This is a genomic window from Nocardia sp. MH4 (assembly GCF_019266065.1).
GTDB classification, from domain to species: Bacteria; Actinomycetota; Actinomycetes; order Mycobacteriales; family Mycobacteriaceae; genus Nocardia; species Nocardia canadensis.
In genome coordinates this window covers 1-16,951 of record NZ_LPNR01000032.1, presented here as the reverse complement: position 1 = coordinate 16,951, position 16,951 = coordinate 1, and the positions used below count along the sequence as shown (strand labels likewise).

Sequence of the window (16,951 nt, the reverse complement as noted above, 5' to 3'; positions counted from 1 at the left end):
GGGCGCCACCGTGGTGCGCGGGCTGCCCGTCGCCGACGCCGAATTCGGCCCGACGCCGCCGCACTGGCAGGCCGCGGCCACCGCCGCCGCCGATCCCGGACACACCGGCTCGCTGGACCTCGACATCGCCATGCTGCTGCTGGCGCGGTGCGCGGGCGAGCCGTTCGGGTGGGCGGGCCAGCAGAACGGCAGACTGGTCAACAACATCCTGCCCGCCGTCGGCCACGAGGACGAGCAGTCGGGCGCGAGTAGCTCCACCCTGCTCAGCCCGCACACCGAGGACGCCTTCCACGCCGCCCGCGCCAATCTGCTGATGCTGACCTGCCTGCGCAACCCCGACCGGGTGGCCACCACGGTGTCGTCGGTCGGTCAGGTCCGCCTGGCCGAGGACGACCTGCGGACCCTGGCCGCGCCGACGGTGCCGATCCTGCCCGACGTGTCCTACGGCACCGGCTTCGATCAACCCGCCCCGGCGCTGCCGACCGTGTGGTTCGACGAATCCGGCAGTGCCACACTGCGTTACGATCCGGCCTACACCCCGCTCGACGACGCCGACCCGACGTTCCGGGCGGCCTATGCCCGGCTCACCGCCGAGCTCGCCAGGGTCTGCCACGCGCCCGCGCTGGCACCCGGGGAGATCCTGCTGGTGGACAACGACGTCGCCGTGCACGGGCGGGTCCCGTTCCGCGCGCGCTACGACGGCACCGATCGCTGGCTCAAGCGCGTCAACATCCGGTTGCCCGAACGTCGCAGGCGCGCGCAGGAGTCGTCCGAGAATGGGTATGGGCAAAGGGTGGTCGCGCCGTTCCGGGCGAGCACCGATCGGACGGCAGAGCGGGGCAGCACAGATGAACGAGGATCCGTTGAACAACCGTGACCGGAGCATCCCGCTGCGGGTGCTCTCCCGCAGCGACCTGGCCGACGTGCCGATCACCCCCGCCGAGGTGGTCCGGGCCGTGGAGGAGGCGTATCTCGCCTTCGCGGCAGGCGAATCCGACAACCCGCGCAAGCTGAGCGTCGCCGATCCCGGCGGCTCCTCGGTGTCCTACGCGATGCTGGGTCGCGACGGCAGGCGCCGGGTGGTGGCCATGAAGACCTCCTACAAGTTCGATCCCGGCCACGACCGCAGCACCAAGCGGTACTACACCACCATCACGCTCTACGACGACACCACCGGCGCACCCATCGCGATGATGGACTGCGCTCGGGTCGGCGCGTTACGCACGCCCGCGGTCTCGGCGTTGCTGGTGCGCGAGACCGTGCGGCGCGGCGCGGAGAGCGCGCTGCTCATCGGCACCGGCACCCAGGGCCGCAACGCCCTGCCGCATCTGCTGGCGGTGAATCCGCAGCTGCGCAAGCTGATGGTGTTCGGCACCCACCCCGAGGGGCTGGCGGCGGTGCACGCGCACCTCGCCGACGCGGTGCCGCACGCGCTGCTCGAGGTGGTCGACGATCCGTACGCGGCCGCGGCCAACGCCGATGTGGTGCTGGCGACGGCCGGACCCGGCACCGAGGTGGCGCTCGAATCCGCCCATCTGGCACCGGGTTCGGTGGCGGTGCTGGTCGGCTACGGGCTCGCGCCCTCCACGCTGGTCGACGCCGATCGGGTGGTCGCGACCAGCGCCGCGCAGATGGCACTGACCGGCACCGACATGGTCGGACCGGACGGCACCCTGCGCAGCGTCGACGCCGAACTGCCGCAGATCCTCACCCGCAGCGCGCCCGCGCGGCGCAGCGAGGACGAGAAGATCTTCGTCTACAACAGCGGGCTGGTGCTCACCGATATCGCGGTCGCGCACGCGCTGGCGGCCCGTGCCATCGCCGAGGGACGGGGTGTCGAGGTGCCGCTGTGGGACTGACGGACACAGCGTCCGGTGGCGGCGTCGGCGGTTCTGCCGTCGACGTCGCCGTCCCGCGTCGGGTGGACGCACCGGCCACCGCCCGTCCCGGCACGACCGCCGACCGGCCGAGTCACTGCGCGCCACCGATGCCCGCGCCGATCGACGCGCTGGAACAGCGGCTGATCGACGATCCGCAGCTGCTCGGTGACCTCGCCGACGCCGTCGGCGGACCGTTCCACGTGCTGTACCCCGACCGGGTCGCGCTGAATATCACCGCTTTCCACACCGCGTTCACCCGCGCCGGGGTCGACGGATTCGTGTACTTCGGGAAGAAGGCGAACAAGGCCGCGTGCGTGGCCCGGGCCTGCGCCGAGAACGGGGCCGGCATCGATGTCGCCAGCACCGGCGAGCTGGTCGCGGCCCTGGCGCAGGGCGTGCGCGGCGAGGATCTGATGGTGACCGGGCCCGCGAAGTCCGACGAGCTGCTGTGGCTGGCGGCGCGGCACCGGGCGCTGATCGCCGTCGACGCGCTCGACGAACTCGACCGGCTGCGCGCCCTCGCGCTGCCCGCCCGCATCCTGCTGCGGGCGCTGCCCGAGGGCTCGACGAGTCGCTTCGGACTCGACCCGGCCGAGCTGGAACAGGCCGTGCAGGCGGTCGACGGCCGGATCACCTTGTCCGGCTTCAGCTTCCACCTGTCCGGCTACGACGCGACGGCCCGGGCCGAGCAAGCGATCACCCTGGTCGGACACTGCCTGCGGGCCAGGGCGCACGGGCATCCGGCCGACACGATCTCGATCGGCGGCGGCTTCGGGGTCGACTATCTGGCCGCCGAAACCTGGGCGGAGTTCCGGGACACCCTGAGCGAGAGCTGGTTCCACGCCGACCCGCCCGCCGGTGGCTACTACCCGTACCACTTCCCGGTCCCCGGCGCGGACATGCTCACCGCGGTCCTGGCCCACCACGATCTGGCCGGGCTGGTGCGCGACAACGGCATCCGGCTCGCGGTCGAACCCGGCCGCGCGCTGCTGGACCGGGCGGGCAGTTCGGTCTTCCGGGTGCAGGGCGTGAAAAGGCGTACCGCGCACGGTGATCCGTACGACATCCTCACCGTCGACGGCACCAGCCTGAGCTTGTCCGAGCAGTGGTTCGCCAGCGAATACCTGCCCGATCCCGTGCTGTGGCCCGCCCACCCCGGCGACCGCACGCCCACCTGTGTCGGCGCCACCACCTGTCTGGAGTCCGACCTACTGAGCAGGCGGCGCATCCCGCTGCCTCGCCGCGCCCGCGTCGGCGATCTGCTCGTCTACCCGAACACCGCCGGGTACCAGATGGACTCCAACGAGTCCCCGTTCCACGAACTCCCGCTCCCGCCGAAGGTCGTGCTGCGCGCTCGCGGCGACCGGTTGCGCTGGAGTATGGACGCCCGCTGATCCACCCGAGCTCCCAATCCGATGGAGGAACACCCCATGGCTCTCGTCACGCGCGTGACGGATCTGATCGGCCGCACTCCGCTGTTCGAACTCGCCGTCACCGACTCCGGAACCCGGCTGCTGCTCAAGCTCGAGCAGTTCAACCCGACCGGCGCCGCCAAGATCAGAATGGCCCGCTCGATGGTGCTCGACGCGGAGCGGCGAGGTTTGCTGCGCGATGGCGGGCATATCATCGAGTCGACGTCCGGGAACACCGGACTCGGCTTGGCGGTGGTCGCGGCCGAACGTGGCTATCGATTCACCGCCGTGGTCGACAACCACGCCTGTAAGGACAAGTTGCGCGCGATGCGGGCCATGGGCACCGACCTGGTGTTCGTCGCCGACGACGGTGACGACGAGCTGGCCACCTCGGCCCGGGAGGATCTCGCCGAGGCGATGGCGGCCGCCCGCGACGACGCCTACTTCACCGAACAGCACAACAACGACGCCAACGCCGTCGGCTACTACGCGGTGGCCGAGGAATTGCTGGCCGAGGTCGAGCGGGTCGACATCCTGCTCTCCGCGGTCGGCACCGGCGGCTCACTGTTCGGCACCGCCACCCGGTTGCGCGAACTCGGCAAGCCCGCCCGGGTGATCGGCGTGGAACCGGTCGGCTCCATCGCCTTCGGTGGCGAGGGCGGGCCGTACTGGCAGTCGGGCACGGGCACCCCGCCCGGCGCGACCATCGGCACCGCCGTGGACTACGCCCAGCTCGACGAAGGCGTGAAGGTCAGCGATACCGACGCCTTCGCCACCGCGCGCGCTGTCGCCAGGACACACGGTCTGCTGATCGGCGGTTCCGCGGGCGGTTCGGTGCACAATGCCTTGGCGCGGCTCGCGGAATTCCCGGCTGGGTCGACCGTGGTGACCATCGTGTGTGACGGTGGCGAGAAGTATCTCGATACCGTGTTCGACGACGATTGGATGGCCGCGCGCGATCTGCTCGACCCCGCCGCCGAATGCGAGGTCACCACCCTGCTGCGCCGCTACTCGCCGCTGCGGCGACACGACGAACTGATGGAGGTCAGGTGAGCGCGAACGCGCGCGGAACGAACCGCGGAGTGGGTGGGTGAGTACGCGGCCCACCGACAGCAGCGCGCTGGCGAGGCTGGCGACGCCGATCGCGCTCACCCAGCTGGCGCAGATCGCGGTCTCGACCACCAACTTGGCGTTGATGGGCACCCTCGGCGTGCGCGAAGTCGCCGCGGGCGGCCTGGCGCTGGTGCTGTTCAACCAGATCCGCACGATGTGCGTCGGGTTGATCACCGGCACCGGTAATCAGATCGCGGGTGCGCTCGGCGCCGCGGGCAAACGCGGCGACTCCGCCGACGACGAGATCCGCGGGGTGGTGCGCGCCGCGTTCGTCATCGCCACCATCGCCGGTCTGCTCGGCGGCGCCCTGCTGATCGGGCTGGGGTGGATACTGCCCTGGCTCGGGCAGGACGAGGGCGTGCTCGCCCTGGCCCGGCCGATGATGATCGCGCTCGCCCCGGGACTGCTGCCCTGCCTGTGGTTCCAGGTCTTGCGGCAGTACACCGTCGGCATGCAGCGCCCGCAGGCGCTGCTGCTGGTGACCCTCGGCTCGGTGGCGCTGAACCTGGTGCTCGCGCTGACCTTCATCCACGGCTGGGCCGGCGTCCCCGCGTCGGGCCTGACCGGCGTCGGCATCGCGACCTCGCTGGTCTTCCTGATCACCTTCGGCGTGTTCTGGGCCATGGTCGCTCGCGACGAACGCCTCGGCCCGACGCTGCCGTCGCGGCCTTGGCCGGTGCGCTGGTCGACGGTGCGCGAGGAACTGCGCCTCGGCACCCCGATCGCGCTGACCTACGGGTCGGAAGCGGGCATGTTCTCGGTGCTGGCGCTGGTCATGGGCAGCTTCGGCCCCGCCGCCCTGGCCGCGCACAATGTGGTCTACCAGATCATCTACATCGTGTTCCAGGTCGCGATCGGCCTGTCCCACGGCGCGTCGATCCTGGTCAGCCACGCCGTCGCGCGCGAGGAGTACAGCCACGCGCGGGCGCTGGCCTGGCTGGCACTGCGGCACGCGGGCGTGCTCGCCGCCGTCACCGGCGCGGTCTACATGATCGCCCCGAACCTGGTGCTGGCCCCGTTCCTGGACTCCGGCGACACCGACACCATCGCGATCGCCCACACCCTGCTTCTCATCGGCATCGTCCTGCAATTCTTCGACGCCGCCCAGAACATCGGCACCGGCCTGCTGCGCGGCCTCAAGGAAACCTCGGCGGGCTTCCGGCTGTCGCTCATCGGCTACTGGGGCGTCGGCCTGCCCGCCGCCCTCCTGTTCGCCTTCCCGCTCCACCTCGGCGCGGCCGGCGTCTGGTGGGGCCTCACGGCAGGCCTGGCCACCACCGCGATCCTCATGCTCCGCAAGTACTTCGCCCTGCTGGACCAGGCGAGCGCGGCGCGGTCGGTCCGGGTACCCGCGACCCAATCGTCCTGACGTCGACAATGAGAAGGGGATGCGTCAGATGTTGACGCCGTAGTCTCTGGCGATGCCGGCCAGGCCGGAGGCGTAGCCCTGGCCGATGGCGCGGAACTTCCACTCGCTGTTGTGGCGGTAGAGCTCGCCGAAGACCATGGCGGTCTCGGTGGAGGCGTCTTCGGAGAGGTCGTAGCGGGCCAGTTCGACACCGGTGATCGCGTCGGTGACGCGAATGTAGGCGTTGCGGATCTGGCCGAAGGACTGGCCGCGGGCCTGGGCGTCGTGGATCGAGACCGGGAAGAAGATGTTGGTGATCGTCGGCGGCGTGGCCGCCAGGTCGACGTTGATCACCTCGTCGTCGCCGTCGCCGGCGCCGGTCAAATTGTCACCGGTGTGCTCGATGGTGCCTTCCGGCGAGCGCAGGTTGTTGTAGAAGACGAAGTGCTGGTCGGAAAGCACCTTCAGGTTGGCGCCGGTCGCCAGCGCGCTGGCGTCGAGATCGTGGTCGGCGCCGGTCGTGGTGCGCACGTCCCAGCCCAGACCAACCGCGACCTTGGTGAGGTTGTCGGTCTGCTTCGACAGCGAGACATTGCCGCCCTTGGCGAGTGTGACGCTCATGGAAACCCTTCTATCTGATGATGTGTGTCAGTCCTCGGCCCAGGTCCGCAACGTCTCGACCCGGCCTTCCAGCGCGCGCAGTTCGGTCTCGTCGAGCACGGTGCGCTGGATGCCCCGATCCACCGCGAAAGCCGACTGGCGATGGTCGTCGATCACCTCGACGTCGAGTTGCACGGCGGTGTAGTCCTCGGCCGAGGGCATCTGCTCGGCGATCACCTTCGCCCGCCCGCGCGCGCACAGCGCGACATTGCCGCCGCCCAGGATCAGCAGGGCCACCTCCGGCCGCGCCCGCAACCGGGCCAGCGAGCCGCGATCGGACTTCAGGCTGATCAGGATCCGGCGGTCGCCCGCGCGCACCGGCCACGAGACGGGAATCGCGTGCGGCGCCGGATCGGTCGTGACCAGCACGGCGATTGTCTCCTGCGGCCATACCGGCAACACGTCGAGCTCGGGGTGATCAGTCATGTAGTCCTGCCCTGCCGGATCGACTTCTGTTGCCATCTACCTCACCTCGACGATCGTCGGACACCGCTGCGCCCACCGCGGACGGCGAGCCACCCCCGAGTCTAAATCGGTGTGCCCCTTGCTCGCTGGCTCGCGCCGGATTGTCCGGCAGATCTCAGCAACGTCTCAGCCGCCACCTGCGCGAACGATCCGATTAGCTGACCGATAACTCGTGCGGCCAGAACGCGCGCCACTGCGCCGCCGTCAGCGCGGCCCGCTCGCCCCGCGCGGCTTCGGCCGCGTCCTCGGCGGCCCGGATCGCGGCGGCGAAATCGATGGTGGCCTTGCGCAGCCGCTCCTCGGCGGAATCGGGCCCGCCGAGCTCGACCACCCGCAGCGCGCGCGGCACCAGATCGTCGGGCAGGCCCGCTCTGGCGCTGCGCGAGCGCACCTTCTCGGCCAGGGCCAGCGCGGGCTGGGCCATCGCGATCCCGTCGAGGCAGGAACGCCGCGACTTCTCCGCGGATTTGCGTTCCTCCCAGGCCTTTTCCTGCGCGGCGATCTTGTCGGCGACCGAGGTGCCCGCGGGCAGGTCGGCATCGATCAGGTGCGGGCTGCGGTGCACGAGCTTGCCCACCAGCGTCGCCGCCACCTCGTCGACGGTGAATTCGCCTGCGGCCTCGGCGATCCGGGAGTGGAACAGCACCTGCAGCAGCAGGTCGCCGAGTTCCTCCTTGATCGTCTCGTAGTCGCCCGCCTGGATCGCGTCGAGCAGCTCGTAGGTCTCCTCGAGCAGGTACGGGCGCAGCGAGTCGTGGGTCTGGGTGGTCTCCCAGCCGCCGAAATGCCACAGCCGGTCCATCACCTCGACCGCGCCTGCCAGGCCGGCCGCGACCACCGCGGCGTCGGCCGCCTCCTGCGCGCGGACCTCGCCGCCCATCAGACCGGAGTCGCTTCGGTCGGCACCGAGAGATCCACCATGCCTTGGGGTTTGCCGTCGAGCGCGAGCAGCAGATCGGCGACGAACTGCAGCACGGCCACATCGCGCACCCGGTCGGCGCCGACGCTGTCGGTGATCCGGGGCAGCGGCAACTGCACGAGGCCGCTGGCCGCGCGGTAGGTGGCGCTCGGGTAGAGCCGCTTGAGCCGGAGCTGTTTGGAATCGGGCAGCGTCAGCGGCGCGATCTTGAGTGTTGTTCCGGTGACCACGATCTCGGACACGTCGTAGGCGCGGGCCAGCAGCCGCAGCTTGGCGACCGAGACGAGCCTGCCGACCTCCACCGGCAGCGGGCCGTACCGGTCGACGAGTTCCTCCACCACCGCGGCCAGCGCCGCGTCGTCCTGGGCGGCGGCGAGCTTGCGGTAGGCCTCGAGCCGCAGCCGGTCGCTGGCGACGTAGTCGGGCGGGATGTGCGCGTCCACCGGCAGGTCGATGCGCACCTCCTTGGTCTCCTCGGTGACGATCGGCTTGCCGTCGGCGGCCGCGCGATAGGCCTCCACGGCCTCGCCGACCAGCCGCACGTACAGGTCGAAGCCGACGCCGGCGACGTGACCGGACTGCTCGGCGCCGAGCACGTTGCCCGCGCCGCGGATCTCGAGGTCCTTCATGGCCACGGCCATGCCCGCGCCCAGATCCGAGTTCTGCGCGATGGTGGCGAGCCGGTCGTAGGCGGTCTCGGTCAGGGGCTTCTCCGGCGGGTACAGGAAGTAGGCGTAGCCGCGCTCCCGGGAGCGCCCGACGCGGCCACGCAGCTGGTGCAGCTGCGACAGGCCCAGGGAGTCGGCGCGTTCCACGATCAGGGTGTTGGCGTTGGAGATGTCGAGGCCGGTCTCGATGATCGTGGTGCAGACCAGCACGTCGTATTCGCGCTCCCAGAAGCCCTGCACGGTGCGCTCGAGCTGGTCCTCGTTCATCTGCCCGTGCGCGACGACGACCCTGGCCTCGGGCACCAGCTCGCGAATCTTCTTGGCCGCCTTGTCGATCGAGGAGACCCGGTTGTGCACGTAGAAGACCTGGCCGTCGCGCATCAGCTCGCGACGGATGGCGGCGGTGACCTGCTTGTCGTTGTAGGCGCCGACGTAGGTGAGCACCGGGTGCCGTTCCTCCGGCGGGGTCAGGATGGTCGACATCTCGCGGATGCCCGCCAGGCTCATCTCCAGGGTGCGCGGGATCGGGGTGGCCGACATGGTGAGCACGTCGACGTGGGTGCGCAGCGCCTTGATGTGCTCCTTGTGCTCGACACCGAAGCGCTGTTCCTCGTCGACGATGACCAGACCCAGGTCCTTCCAGCGCACGCCGGTCTGCAGCAGCCGGTGGGTGCCGACCACGATGTCGACCTCACCGTCGGCCATCCCGGCCAGGATCTCCTTGGACTCGGCGGCGTCGGTGAAGCGCGACAGGCCCTTCACCTTCACCGGGAACCCGGCGACCCGTTCGGTGAAGGTCTGCAGGTGCTGCTGGGCCAGCAGCGTCGTCGGCACCAGCACGACGACCTGCTTGCCGTCCTGGACCGCCTTGAACGCGGCGCGCACGGCGATCTCGGTCTTGCCGTAGCCGACGTCACCACACACCACGCGGTCCATCGGGACCGCCTTCTCCATGTCGGCCTTGACGTCGGTGATGGCGGTCATCTGATCGACGGTCTCGGTGAACGCGAACGCGTCCTCCATCTCCTGCTGCCACGGCGTGTCCGGGGCGAAGGCGTGCCCGGGCGCGGCCTGCCGCGCCGCGTAGAGCTGCACCAGCTCGCCCGCGATCTCGCGAACAGCCTTGCGCGCCTTGCGTTTCGTGTTCGCCCAGTCCGACCCGCCGAGCTTGGACAGGCTGGGCAGTTCGCCGCCGACGTAGCGGGAGAGCTGATCGAGCGACTCCATCGGCACGAACAGCCGGTCGCCGGGCTGGCCGCGCTTGCTGGGCGCGTACTCGATGACCAGGTACTCGCGCCGGGCCCCGCCGATGGTGCGCTCGATCATCTCGACGAAGCGGCCGATGCCGTGCTGGTCGTGCACCACCATGTCGCCGGCCGACAGCGCCAGCGGGTCGACCTGATTGCGACGCTTGGCGGGCAGCCGCTTGCCCTCGGTGGGCGCGGTGACCCGGTTGCCGGTGAGGTCGGACTCGGCGACGACGACCAGGCCCGCGTCGTCGAATATCAGGCCGTCGTGCAGCGAGCCGCACAGCACCCCGACCACGCCCGCGTCCGGCACCGCGCCCGCCGCCAGCGCGGTCGCGGGCACCTCGGCGTCGGCGAGGCGTTCCAGAATGCGTTGCGCCGTCCCGTGTCCGGTGACCACGACGACGGCACGACCGCCGGTGGCGACGTGCGCGCGCAGCGAGGCGAAGATGGTGGCGACCAGTTCCTCGGACCCGCGTGCGGTCGGACCGGCCAGCACGGGCAGGTTCACCTCGACCGGATCACCGGAGCTGAGCGGGCTCAGCGACCACCACGGCAGCCCGAGTTCGTCGGCGCTGGTGTGCAATTCCGGCAGGCTGCGGTAGCCGGAGGCGGCCAGATCCAGACCGTGCGCGCCCAACGGCGCGTCGCTGCCGAACGAGGCGGCGGTCCAGGAGGCTTCGAGGAATTCCTCGCCGGTGCGTACGAGATCGGCGGCGCGGGTGCGGATCTTCTCCGGATCGCACAGCAGCAGGTGGGTGCCCGCGGGCAGGGCCTCGGTGAGCAGGCTCAGCTTGCCGGGCGCGAGGACCGGCAGCAGCGCCTCCATGCCGTCGACCGGGATACCCTCGGCGATCTTGTCGAGCATTTCGACCAGGGCGGCGTCGGCGGCGTTGTCGACCGCCACGGCGGCGGCGCGTTCCCGCACCGGCGCGGTGAGCAGCAGCTCCCGGCACGGCGGCGCGACCACGGTGTCGACGGTGTGCTCGCCCAGCGAGCGTTGGTCGGCGACCGAGAACGGGCGCAGCTCGGTGATCTCGTCGCCCCAGAACTCCACGCGCACCGGATGATCGGCGGTCGGCGGGAACAGGTCGAGGATGCCGCCGCGCACCGCGAACTCGCCGCGCTTGCCGACCATGTCGACCCGGGTGTAGGCGAATTCGACCAGGCGGGTGAGCAATTCGTCGAAGTCGTAGTCGGCGCCGGTGCGCAGCACGATCGGTTCGATGTCGCCCAGACCCGCCGTCATCGGCTGCATCAGCGAGCGCACGGTGGTCACGACGACGCGCAGCGGCTCCGGATACACCGGGTCCTCGGGGTGGGCCAGCCTGCGCAGCACCTCGAGCCTGCGGCCGACGGTGTCGGGGCCGGGCGAGAGCCGCTCGTGCGGCAGCGTCTCCCAGGACGGGAACATGGCCACCGAGGGCCCGAGCATCTCGGCCAGCTCGACGGTGAGGTCGTCGGCCTCGCGCCCGGTGGCGGTGACCACCACCAGCGGCTGCTGGGCCGCGATCGTCGCGGCGACGAACGGCCGCACGGCCGACGGGGCGACCAGTTCCACCCCGGACTTGCCGACCAGGTCGGCAACCGTCCGCAGCGCGGCGTCACCCCCAGCCGCCTCGGCCAGACCGGCGAGCGGAGGACGAAGGGAGGACATGAACGCTCCTGAATACGCAGACGGGATGTTCCGCGTCGAGTCTAATCACCGGCCCCGACACCGTCGGCGCACGCCTCCTGACCGGCGCCGGTGCGGTCCGGGGGCACATCCGACGAGGCGTTTTCCGCCGCGCGGGCGTACCGTCGAGATCGTGAGTCTGGCTCAGCGGGAACGCCACGCCCTGGTGGCGACAATGATCGAAGCGGGGCCGTCGGCGCCGACCCTGTGCGGTACGTGGACGGTGCACGACCTAGCCGCCCACCTGGTGGTCCGGGAGCGCAGGCCCGACGCCTCCCTCGGCATCCTGATCCGGCCGCTGGCCGGCTACCTGGACGCGACCCAGGACAAGATCGCGCAGCGGCCGTTCGCCGAACTGGCCGAGCTGGTGCGCACCGGGCCGCCGTGGTGGTCGCCGCTGCGGCCGGTCGACGCGTTCGCCAACCTGTCCGAGATGTTCGTCCACCACGAGGACGTCCGCCGGGCCGAACCCGGTTGGACGCCACGGGAATTCGTGGCCTCCGACGAGGCGCGGCTGTGGTCGGCGCTGCGCATGGTGGCGCGCACCGCCTACCGCAAGTCGCCGGTCGCCGTGGTGCTCGCGACGCCGGACGGCGACCGGGTGACCGCGCATCGCGCGGCGGGCACCGAGGTCGTGCTCACCGGCAAGCCGTCGGAGCTGCTGCTGCACGCGTTCGGGCGCGACGAGGTCAGGATCGAGACCACCGGCGCCGAGGCCGACGTGCGGGCGGTGCTCGGCACCGACCGCAGCGTCTAGGCCACCGGCTAGAGCACGTAGCGACGCAGGCGGCGGGCGGCGAACTCGCGGAAGTACGACAACTTCTCCGTCGGCACGATCGAGGGCAGCAGGAAGTACCAGGCGCGTTCCATCCTGGACGCCATCTGATCCATCGACTCGGTTCCGACCGCGACGATGTGCACGCCCGCCGTCAGCTCGTGCAGCAGCAGCCCGACCACCTCGGGATCGAGGTCGGCGTGCAGGTCGCCCTGGGCGATGGCCCGCTCGGCCAGCACCCGGTAGGTCTCACTCCAGACCTTGGCGATGTTGTCGCCCTGGGCGCCGCGATAGTCGCCGATCTGGTGGGTGAGCTTGAGCATCGCCCCCACCATCGGATCGTTCATCGACAGATCGGCCACCACGTAGGTGATGCCGATGCACGCCTCCAGCGCGGGCACCCGGGAATCGAAGAATCCCTGGCACGAACCGACCAGGCGCTCGTTGCCCTGATCGACCACCGCCCTGGCCAGCTCCTCCTTGGAGCCGAAGTGAAAGTACAAGGCGCCCTTGGTCACATTGGACTGCGCGATGATTTCGCTGAGGCTCGCGTTGGCGTAGCCCAAACGGAGAAAGACATCGGCAGCGCCAGCAAGGACGGAGTCGCGGGTGATCTCCGCGCGCGCTTGCCTAGCCATCAGATCCGCCTGTCATCCAATAATCCAGCCATCCTGAAGTAGACCGACATCCCGAAGTTTGATCGACTTACCGCCCGGCAGCACCCAAAAGGATGGGTGAACCGTACCACCAGGCGGCTACGCGGCAGCCGAATCCTGGATTCGCTGTGGCCGCGGGCGCTATCGTCCGGTTACCCCGCCGATCCGCCTGCCTGTCCCGTATTCCATTCGGAGCTGAGCCCCGGTTCGGCTTCCAAGTGGCTCAATCCGTTCCAGCACAGGTTGACCAGATGGGCCGCGACCACTTCTTTCGAAGGCGTGCGCTCGTCGAGCCACCAGGTCGCCGCGGTCGAGACCATACCGACGAGCGCCTGCGCGTAGAGCGGAGCCAGGCTCGGGTCCAGATCGCGCCGCGCGAAATCACCGGCGAGCAGATGCGCGACCTGGTTGACCGCCTCGTTGAGCAGGCTCGAGTAGCGACCGTCGGCGTTCACGGCGGGCTGGTCGCGCACCAGGATCCGGAACCCGTCGGTGCGCTCCTCGATGTAGGCCAGCAGGGCCAGCGCCACCTGTTCGAGCCGGACCCGCGAGCGGTTCTGGGTCAGCGAGGAGGTGATCATGTCCAGCAGCATCGACATCTCGCGGTCGACCACGACCGCGTAGAGCCCTTCCTTGCCACCGAAGTGCTCGTAGACCACGGGCTTGGACACCTGGGCACGCTGGGCGATCTCCTCGATCGATGTCGCGTCATATCCCCGCTCGGCGAACAACGCGCGACCGATCTCGATCAGCTGCTGCCGTCGTTGCGTACCGGTCATCCTCGGTCTACTGGGCCGCCCCGCATCACTCACCAGATCCCGCCTCTCCTACCGCCCGACAGTCCCCCCAACTGTCTCAGACCGCCCCACCCGTCCACAGACCCCACCCCGCCCGCCGACCAACTGATTTCGCGAGCACAGGGGTAACTCACCGGGGACGGGCCGACCTGCCACCTCGGCAAGGCTTGCCGCGTTCACGACTCACCCCGCACCTAGGTCCGGCCAAAATTTACGGAGAGGCGGAACTGTGCGAGGATCATGGCCGTGCCGTAGCACAGTGGTGGGCTCTCACGGCCCACTGGTGTGGCGATCCGCCGTAGTGTAATGGCAGCACCTCTGATTTTGGTTCAGATAGTTCAGGTTCGAGTCCTGGCGGCGGAGCACACGGACACAGTGACGTATCGTCGGCCCGCACCATCACCGACCGAACCCGCCACAGCACACTCGCTGACAGGCAGCCGAGGGAGATCCATGCCACCGCAGACCGCCGTCGTCGTTCTCGCCGCTGGTGCCGGGACGCGAATGCGGTCGAAGACCCCGAAAGTGCTGCACCCATTGGCCGGTCGGTCGATGCTCTCGCACGCGCTGCACGCCGCCGACGAGATCGACCCGACCCACCTGATCACCGTGGTCGGCCACGACCGCGACAAGGTCGGCGCCGCCGTCGCCGAGGTGGGCAAGGAGCTCGGCCGCGAGATCGTCTGCGCGGTACAGGAGGAGCAGCTCGGTACCGGCCACGCGGTGCAGTGCGCACTGGACTCGGTGCCGACGGACTTCGACGGCGACCTGCTCGTCACCTCGGCCGACGTCCCGCTGCTGGACGGGCACACCCTCGCCGCGCTGCTCGACGAGCACCGCAGCTACGCCGAACGCCCGGCGGTCACCGTGCTGACCTTCGTCCCCGACGACGCCAACGGCTACGGCCGGATCGTGCGCGACGCCGACGGCCAGGTCGCCGAGATCGTCGAGCACGCCGACGCCACCCCGGAACAGACCAAGATCAAAGAGGTCAACTCCGGCGTCTACGCCTTCGACGCCTCGGTGCTGCGCACCATGATCGGGCGGCTGTCCACCGCCAACGCCCAGCACGAGCTCTACCTCACCGACGTGCTGCGCCTGGCCCGCGAGGCTGGGCACCCGGTGCACGGCGCGCGCCTGGTCGACGCGAACAAGGTCACCGGGGTCAACGACCGGGTGCAGCTCTCGCAGGCGGGCGCCACCCTCAACCGCTACATCCTCGAACGGCACATGCGGGCCGGCGTGACGATCATCGATCCGGCGACGACCTGGGTCGACGCCGGCGTGCGGATCGGGCGCGACGCCGTGCTGCGGCCGGGCACCCAGCTCTTCGGCGAGACCCACATCGGCGAGGACGCCGAGATCGGGCCGGACACCACGCTGACCGACGTCGTCGTCGGCGCGGGCGCGAGTGTGGTCCGTTCCCATGGTGAGCGCTCCGAGATCGGCGACAGCGCGACCATCGGTCCCTTCAGCTACCTGCGGCCGGGCACCGTCGTCGGCGAGCAGGGCAAGCTCGGCGCCTTCGTCGAAACCAAGAACGCCTCGATCGGAGCGCACTCGAAGGTGCCGCACCTGACCTACGTCGGTGACGCGACCATCGGCGAGTACAGCAACATCGGCGCTTCCAGCGTTTTCGTGAACTATGACGGCGTCAACAAACACCACACTGTGGTCGGTTCCCATGTGCGGACCGGTAGCGACACCATGTTCATCGCTCCCGTCACCGTGGGTGACGGCGCCTATACGGGAGCGGGTACTGTGCTGCGTAGAAGCGTTCCACCGGGGGCACTTGCGGTGTCGGGTGGACCACAGCGCATCATTGAGAACTGGGTGCAGCGTTACCGTCCAGGAACCGCTGCGGCGCGCGCGGCGGCGGATGCCATCGCGGCAAACGAGACGTCTGATCAGACAATCGAGCAAAAGGATGGCAACCAGCAGTGACCGCGTTCTCGATCGACAACCAGAAGAACTTGATGCTCTTCGCCGGCCGGTCACATCCTGAGCTGGCCGAGCAGGTCGCCAAGGAACTGGACGTCGACATCACGCCGCAGACCGCGCGCGACTTCGCCAACGGCGAGATCTTCGTGCGGTTCGAGGAGTCGGTGCGCGGTTCCGACGCCTTCGTGCTGCAGAGCTTCCCGGCCCCGCTGAACCAGTGGCTGATGGAACAGCTCATCATGATCGACGCGCTCAAGCGCGGCTCGGCCAAGCGGATCACCGCAGTGCTGCCGTTCTACCCGTACGCCCGCCAGGACAAGAAGCACCGCGGCCGCGAGCCGATCTCGGCCCGCCTCGTCGCCGACCTGCTCAAGACCGCGGGCGCCGACCGCATCATCACCGTCGACCTGCACACCGACCAGATCCAGGGCTTCTTCGACGGCCCCGTCGATCACATGCACGCGCTGGTGCAGCTCTCGGAGTACATCCGCACCAACTACCCGTCCGACAACCTGGCCGTGGTCTCGCCCGACGCGGGCCGCGTGAAGGTCGCCGAGAAGTGGGCCGACTCGCTCGGCGGCACCCCGCTGGCGTTCATCCACAAGACCCGCGACCCGCTGGTGCCCAACCAGGTGAAGTCCAACCGCGTCGTCGGTGACGTCGAGGGCCGCACCTGCGTGCTGATCGACGACATGATCGACACCGGTGGCACCATCGCCGGCGCGGTCAAGGTGCTCAAGGAAGCCGGCGCGGGCGATGTCATCATCGCCGCCACCCACGGCGTGCTGAGCGATCCGGCCGCCGAGCGCCTCGCCAACTGCGGCGCCAGGGAAGTCGTCATCACCAACACCCTGCCGATCAGCGAGGACAAGAAGTTCCCCACGCTGACCGTGCTGTCCATCGCGCCGCTGCTGGCCCGCACCATCCGCGAGGTCTTCGAGAACGGCTCGGTCACCGGCCTGTTCAACGGCAACGCCTAGGCTGGTCCGCCTCTCCGCACATTCTGGCCGGACTCAGGTGCGGGGTGAGTTGGGGACGCGGCCAGAATTTCGGAGTGGGGGGTTCGCCCGCACCCGGTGACTTACCCATGCGCTAGCGAGAGCAGTCGGTGCGCCTTGTCTTCGGACGTGGCGCACCGACTGCTCTTCGGGCATGGTGGGTCCTGTAATGCGGGACGTGGCAGGGGGAACATGAGTACCGAACCGGAAAGGCCGGTCGAGCTGGGTAAGGACCGGGTGGTGCCGCGGGTGCAGGACGCTCCGGCGCCCACCGAGCGGATGTGGAACGACGGCACGCCGCCCGCTGAGTTGCCGCCGCACCCGGACCAGGCAGCCGTTCCGCCCGCCCCGGCACCGCCGCCCGCCCCGGCACCGCCGCGCGCCGAGGCGCCGTGGG

General features: G+C 69.8%; 14 protein-coding genes, 1 tRNA gene and 1 pseudogene. 10 read left to right on the top strand and 6 right to left on the bottom strand.

Annotated elements, in window-relative coordinates; genetic code table 11:
* The 5 genes from ATM97_RS01235 to ATM97_RS01215 all read left to right on the top strand — a co-directional run.
* On the top strand, positions 1 to 877 hold an 877-nt coding region (locus ATM97_RS01235), incomplete at its 5' end, for a TauD/TfdA family dioxygenase (protein ID WP_218716046.1).
* A complete protein-coding gene (locus ATM97_RS01230; protein ID WP_218716045.1) occupies positions 849 to 1,859 on the top strand; it encodes an ornithine cyclodeaminase family protein in 1,011 nt (336 codons plus the stop codon). The genes ATM97_RS01235 and ATM97_RS01230, both read left to right, overlap by 29 nt.
* Positions 1,850 to 3,274, top strand: a complete 1,425-nt coding sequence (locus ATM97_RS01225; RefSeq protein WP_218716044.1) for an alanine racemase — start codon at positions 1,850 to 1,852, stop codon at positions 3,272 to 3,274. Before ATM97_RS01230 ends, ATM97_RS01225 begins: the two co-directional genes overlap by 10 nt.
* Before the next feature lie 36 nt (positions 3,275 to 3,310).
* Positions 3,311 to 4,345, top strand: a complete 1,035-nt coding sequence (locus ATM97_RS01220; protein ID WP_218716043.1) for a PLP-dependent cysteine synthase family protein — start codon at positions 3,311 to 3,313, stop codon at positions 4,343 to 4,345.
* Between the two features lie 37 nt (positions 4,346 to 4,382).
* Positions 4,383 to 5,774: an MATE family efflux transporter gene (locus ATM97_RS01215; protein ID WP_218716042.1), complete on the top strand. Its 1,392-nt coding sequence runs from the start codon at positions 4,383 to 4,385 to the stop codon at positions 5,772 to 5,774.
* 24 nt (positions 5,775 to 5,798) lie between these two features.
* Here ATM97_RS01215 and ATM97_RS01210 read toward each other — a convergent pair whose 3' ends face one another.
* The 4 genes from ATM97_RS01210 to mfd form a co-directional block, all read right to left on the bottom strand.
* Positions 5,799 to 6,374, bottom strand: coding sequence for a TerD family protein (locus tag ATM97_RS01210; RefSeq protein ID WP_218716041.1), 576 nt, complete (start codon positions 6,372 to 6,374; stop codon positions 5,799 to 5,801).
* A gap of 27 nt (positions 6,375 to 6,401) precedes the next feature.
* Positions 6,402 to 6,875 (bottom strand): hypothetical protein, encoded by a 474-nt coding sequence (locus tag ATM97_RS01205; protein WP_255586644.1) that lies wholly within the window; start codon positions 6,873 to 6,875, stop codon positions 6,402 to 6,404.
* Positions 6,876 to 7,032: 157 nt separating this feature from the next.
* Positions 7,033 to 7,758 (bottom strand): MazG family protein, encoded by a 726-nt coding sequence (locus ATM97_RS01200; RefSeq protein ID WP_218716040.1) that lies wholly within the window; start codon positions 7,756 to 7,758, stop codon positions 7,033 to 7,035.
* Complete coding sequence (mfd, locus tag ATM97_RS01195) at positions 7,758 to 11,369, bottom strand: transcription-repair coupling factor (RefSeq protein WP_218716039.1); 3,612 nt, start codon at positions 11,367 to 11,369, stop codon at positions 7,758 to 7,760. The genes ATM97_RS01200 and mfd overlap by 1 nt, the downstream gene beginning before the upstream one ends.
* 151 nt (positions 11,370 to 11,520) lie before the next feature.
* Between mfd and ATM97_RS01190 the strand changes: the two genes are divergently transcribed.
* On the top strand, positions 11,521 to 12,144 hold the full coding sequence (locus tag ATM97_RS01190; RefSeq protein ID WP_218716038.1) for a TIGR03085 family metal-binding protein: 624 nt from the start codon (positions 11,521 to 11,523) through the stop codon (positions 12,142 to 12,144).
* An 8-nt stretch (positions 12,145 to 12,152) separates the two neighbouring features.
* Here ATM97_RS01190 and ATM97_RS01185 read toward each other — a convergent pair whose 3' ends face one another.
* Together ATM97_RS01185 and ATM97_RS01180 are read right to left on the bottom strand one after the other, a co-directional pair.
* Positions 12,153 to 12,800, bottom strand: a complete 648-nt coding sequence (locus ATM97_RS01185) for a TetR/AcrR family transcriptional regulator (protein WP_218716037.1) — start codon at positions 12,798 to 12,800, stop codon at positions 12,153 to 12,155.
* Between the two features lie 170 nt (positions 12,801 to 12,970).
* Positions 12,971 to 13,597, bottom strand: coding sequence for a TetR/AcrR family transcriptional regulator (locus tag ATM97_RS01180; protein WP_218716036.1), 627 nt, complete (start codon positions 13,595 to 13,597; stop codon positions 12,971 to 12,973).
* 310 nt (positions 13,598 to 13,907) lie between these two features.
* On the opposite strand from ATM97_RS01180, the gene ATM97_RS01175 reads away from it, so the two are divergent.
* From ATM97_RS01175 to ATM97_RS01160, 4 genes and pseudogenes are all read left to right on the top strand, one after another.
* Positions 13,908 to 13,978: transfer RNA gene (locus tag ATM97_RS01175), tRNA-Gln, on the top strand.
* Positions 13,979 to 14,068: 90 nt separating this feature from the next.
* Positions 14,069 to 15,559, top strand: coding sequence for a bifunctional UDP-N-acetylglucosamine diphosphorylase/glucosamine-1-phosphate N-acetyltransferase GlmU (gene glmU / locus ATM97_RS01170; protein WP_218716035.1), 1,491 nt, complete (start codon positions 14,069 to 14,071; stop codon positions 15,557 to 15,559).
* A complete protein-coding gene (locus ATM97_RS01165) occupies positions 15,556 to 16,536 on the top strand; it encodes a ribose-phosphate diphosphokinase (RefSeq protein ID WP_218716034.1) in 981 nt (326 codons plus the stop codon). The genes glmU and ATM97_RS01165 overlap by 4 nt, the downstream gene beginning before the upstream one ends.
* 210 nt (positions 16,537 to 16,746) lie before the next feature.
* Positions 16,747 to 16,951, top strand: a pseudogene (locus ATM97_RS01160) (hypothetical protein); the annotation flags it as partial.

What these genes read in the sequence shown, in the direction of transcription:
- ATM97_RS01220 (WP_218716043.1), top strand. Translation starts at nt 3,311, where the DNA reads ATGGCTCTCGTCACGCGCGTGACGGATCTGATCGGCCGCACTCCGCTG.
- ATM97_RS01200 (WP_218716040.1), bottom strand. Translation starts at nt 7,758, where the DNA reads ATGGGCGGCGAGGTCCGCGCGCAGGAGGCGGCCGACGCCGCGGTGGTC.
- ATM97_RS01180 (WP_218716036.1), bottom strand. Translation starts at nt 13,597, where the DNA reads ATGACCGGTACGCAACGACGGCAGCAGCTGATCGAGATCGGTCGCGCG.
- ATM97_RS01205 (WP_255586644.1), bottom strand. Translation starts at nt 6,875, where the DNA reads ATGGCAACAGAAGTCGATCCGGCAGGGCAGGACTACATGACTGATCAC.
- ATM97_RS01230 (WP_218716045.1), top strand. Translation starts at nt 849, where the DNA reads ATGAACGAGGATCCGTTGAACAACCGTGACCGGAGCATCCCGCTGCGG.
- glmU (WP_218716035.1), top strand. Translation starts at nt 14,069, where the DNA reads ATGCCACCGCAGACCGCCGTCGTCGTTCTCGCCGCTGGTGCCGGGACG.
- ATM97_RS01210 (WP_218716041.1), bottom strand. Translation starts at nt 6,374, where the DNA reads ATGAGCGTCACACTCGCCAAGGGCGGCAATGTCTCGCTGTCGAAGCAG.
- mfd (WP_218716039.1), bottom strand. Translation starts at nt 11,369, where the DNA reads ATGTCCTCCCTTCGTCCTCCGCTCGCCGGTCTGGCCGAGGCGGCTGGG.
- ATM97_RS01185 (WP_218716037.1), bottom strand. Translation starts at nt 12,800, where the DNA reads ATGGCTAGGCAAGCGCGCGCGGAGATCACCCGCGACTCCGTCCTTGCT.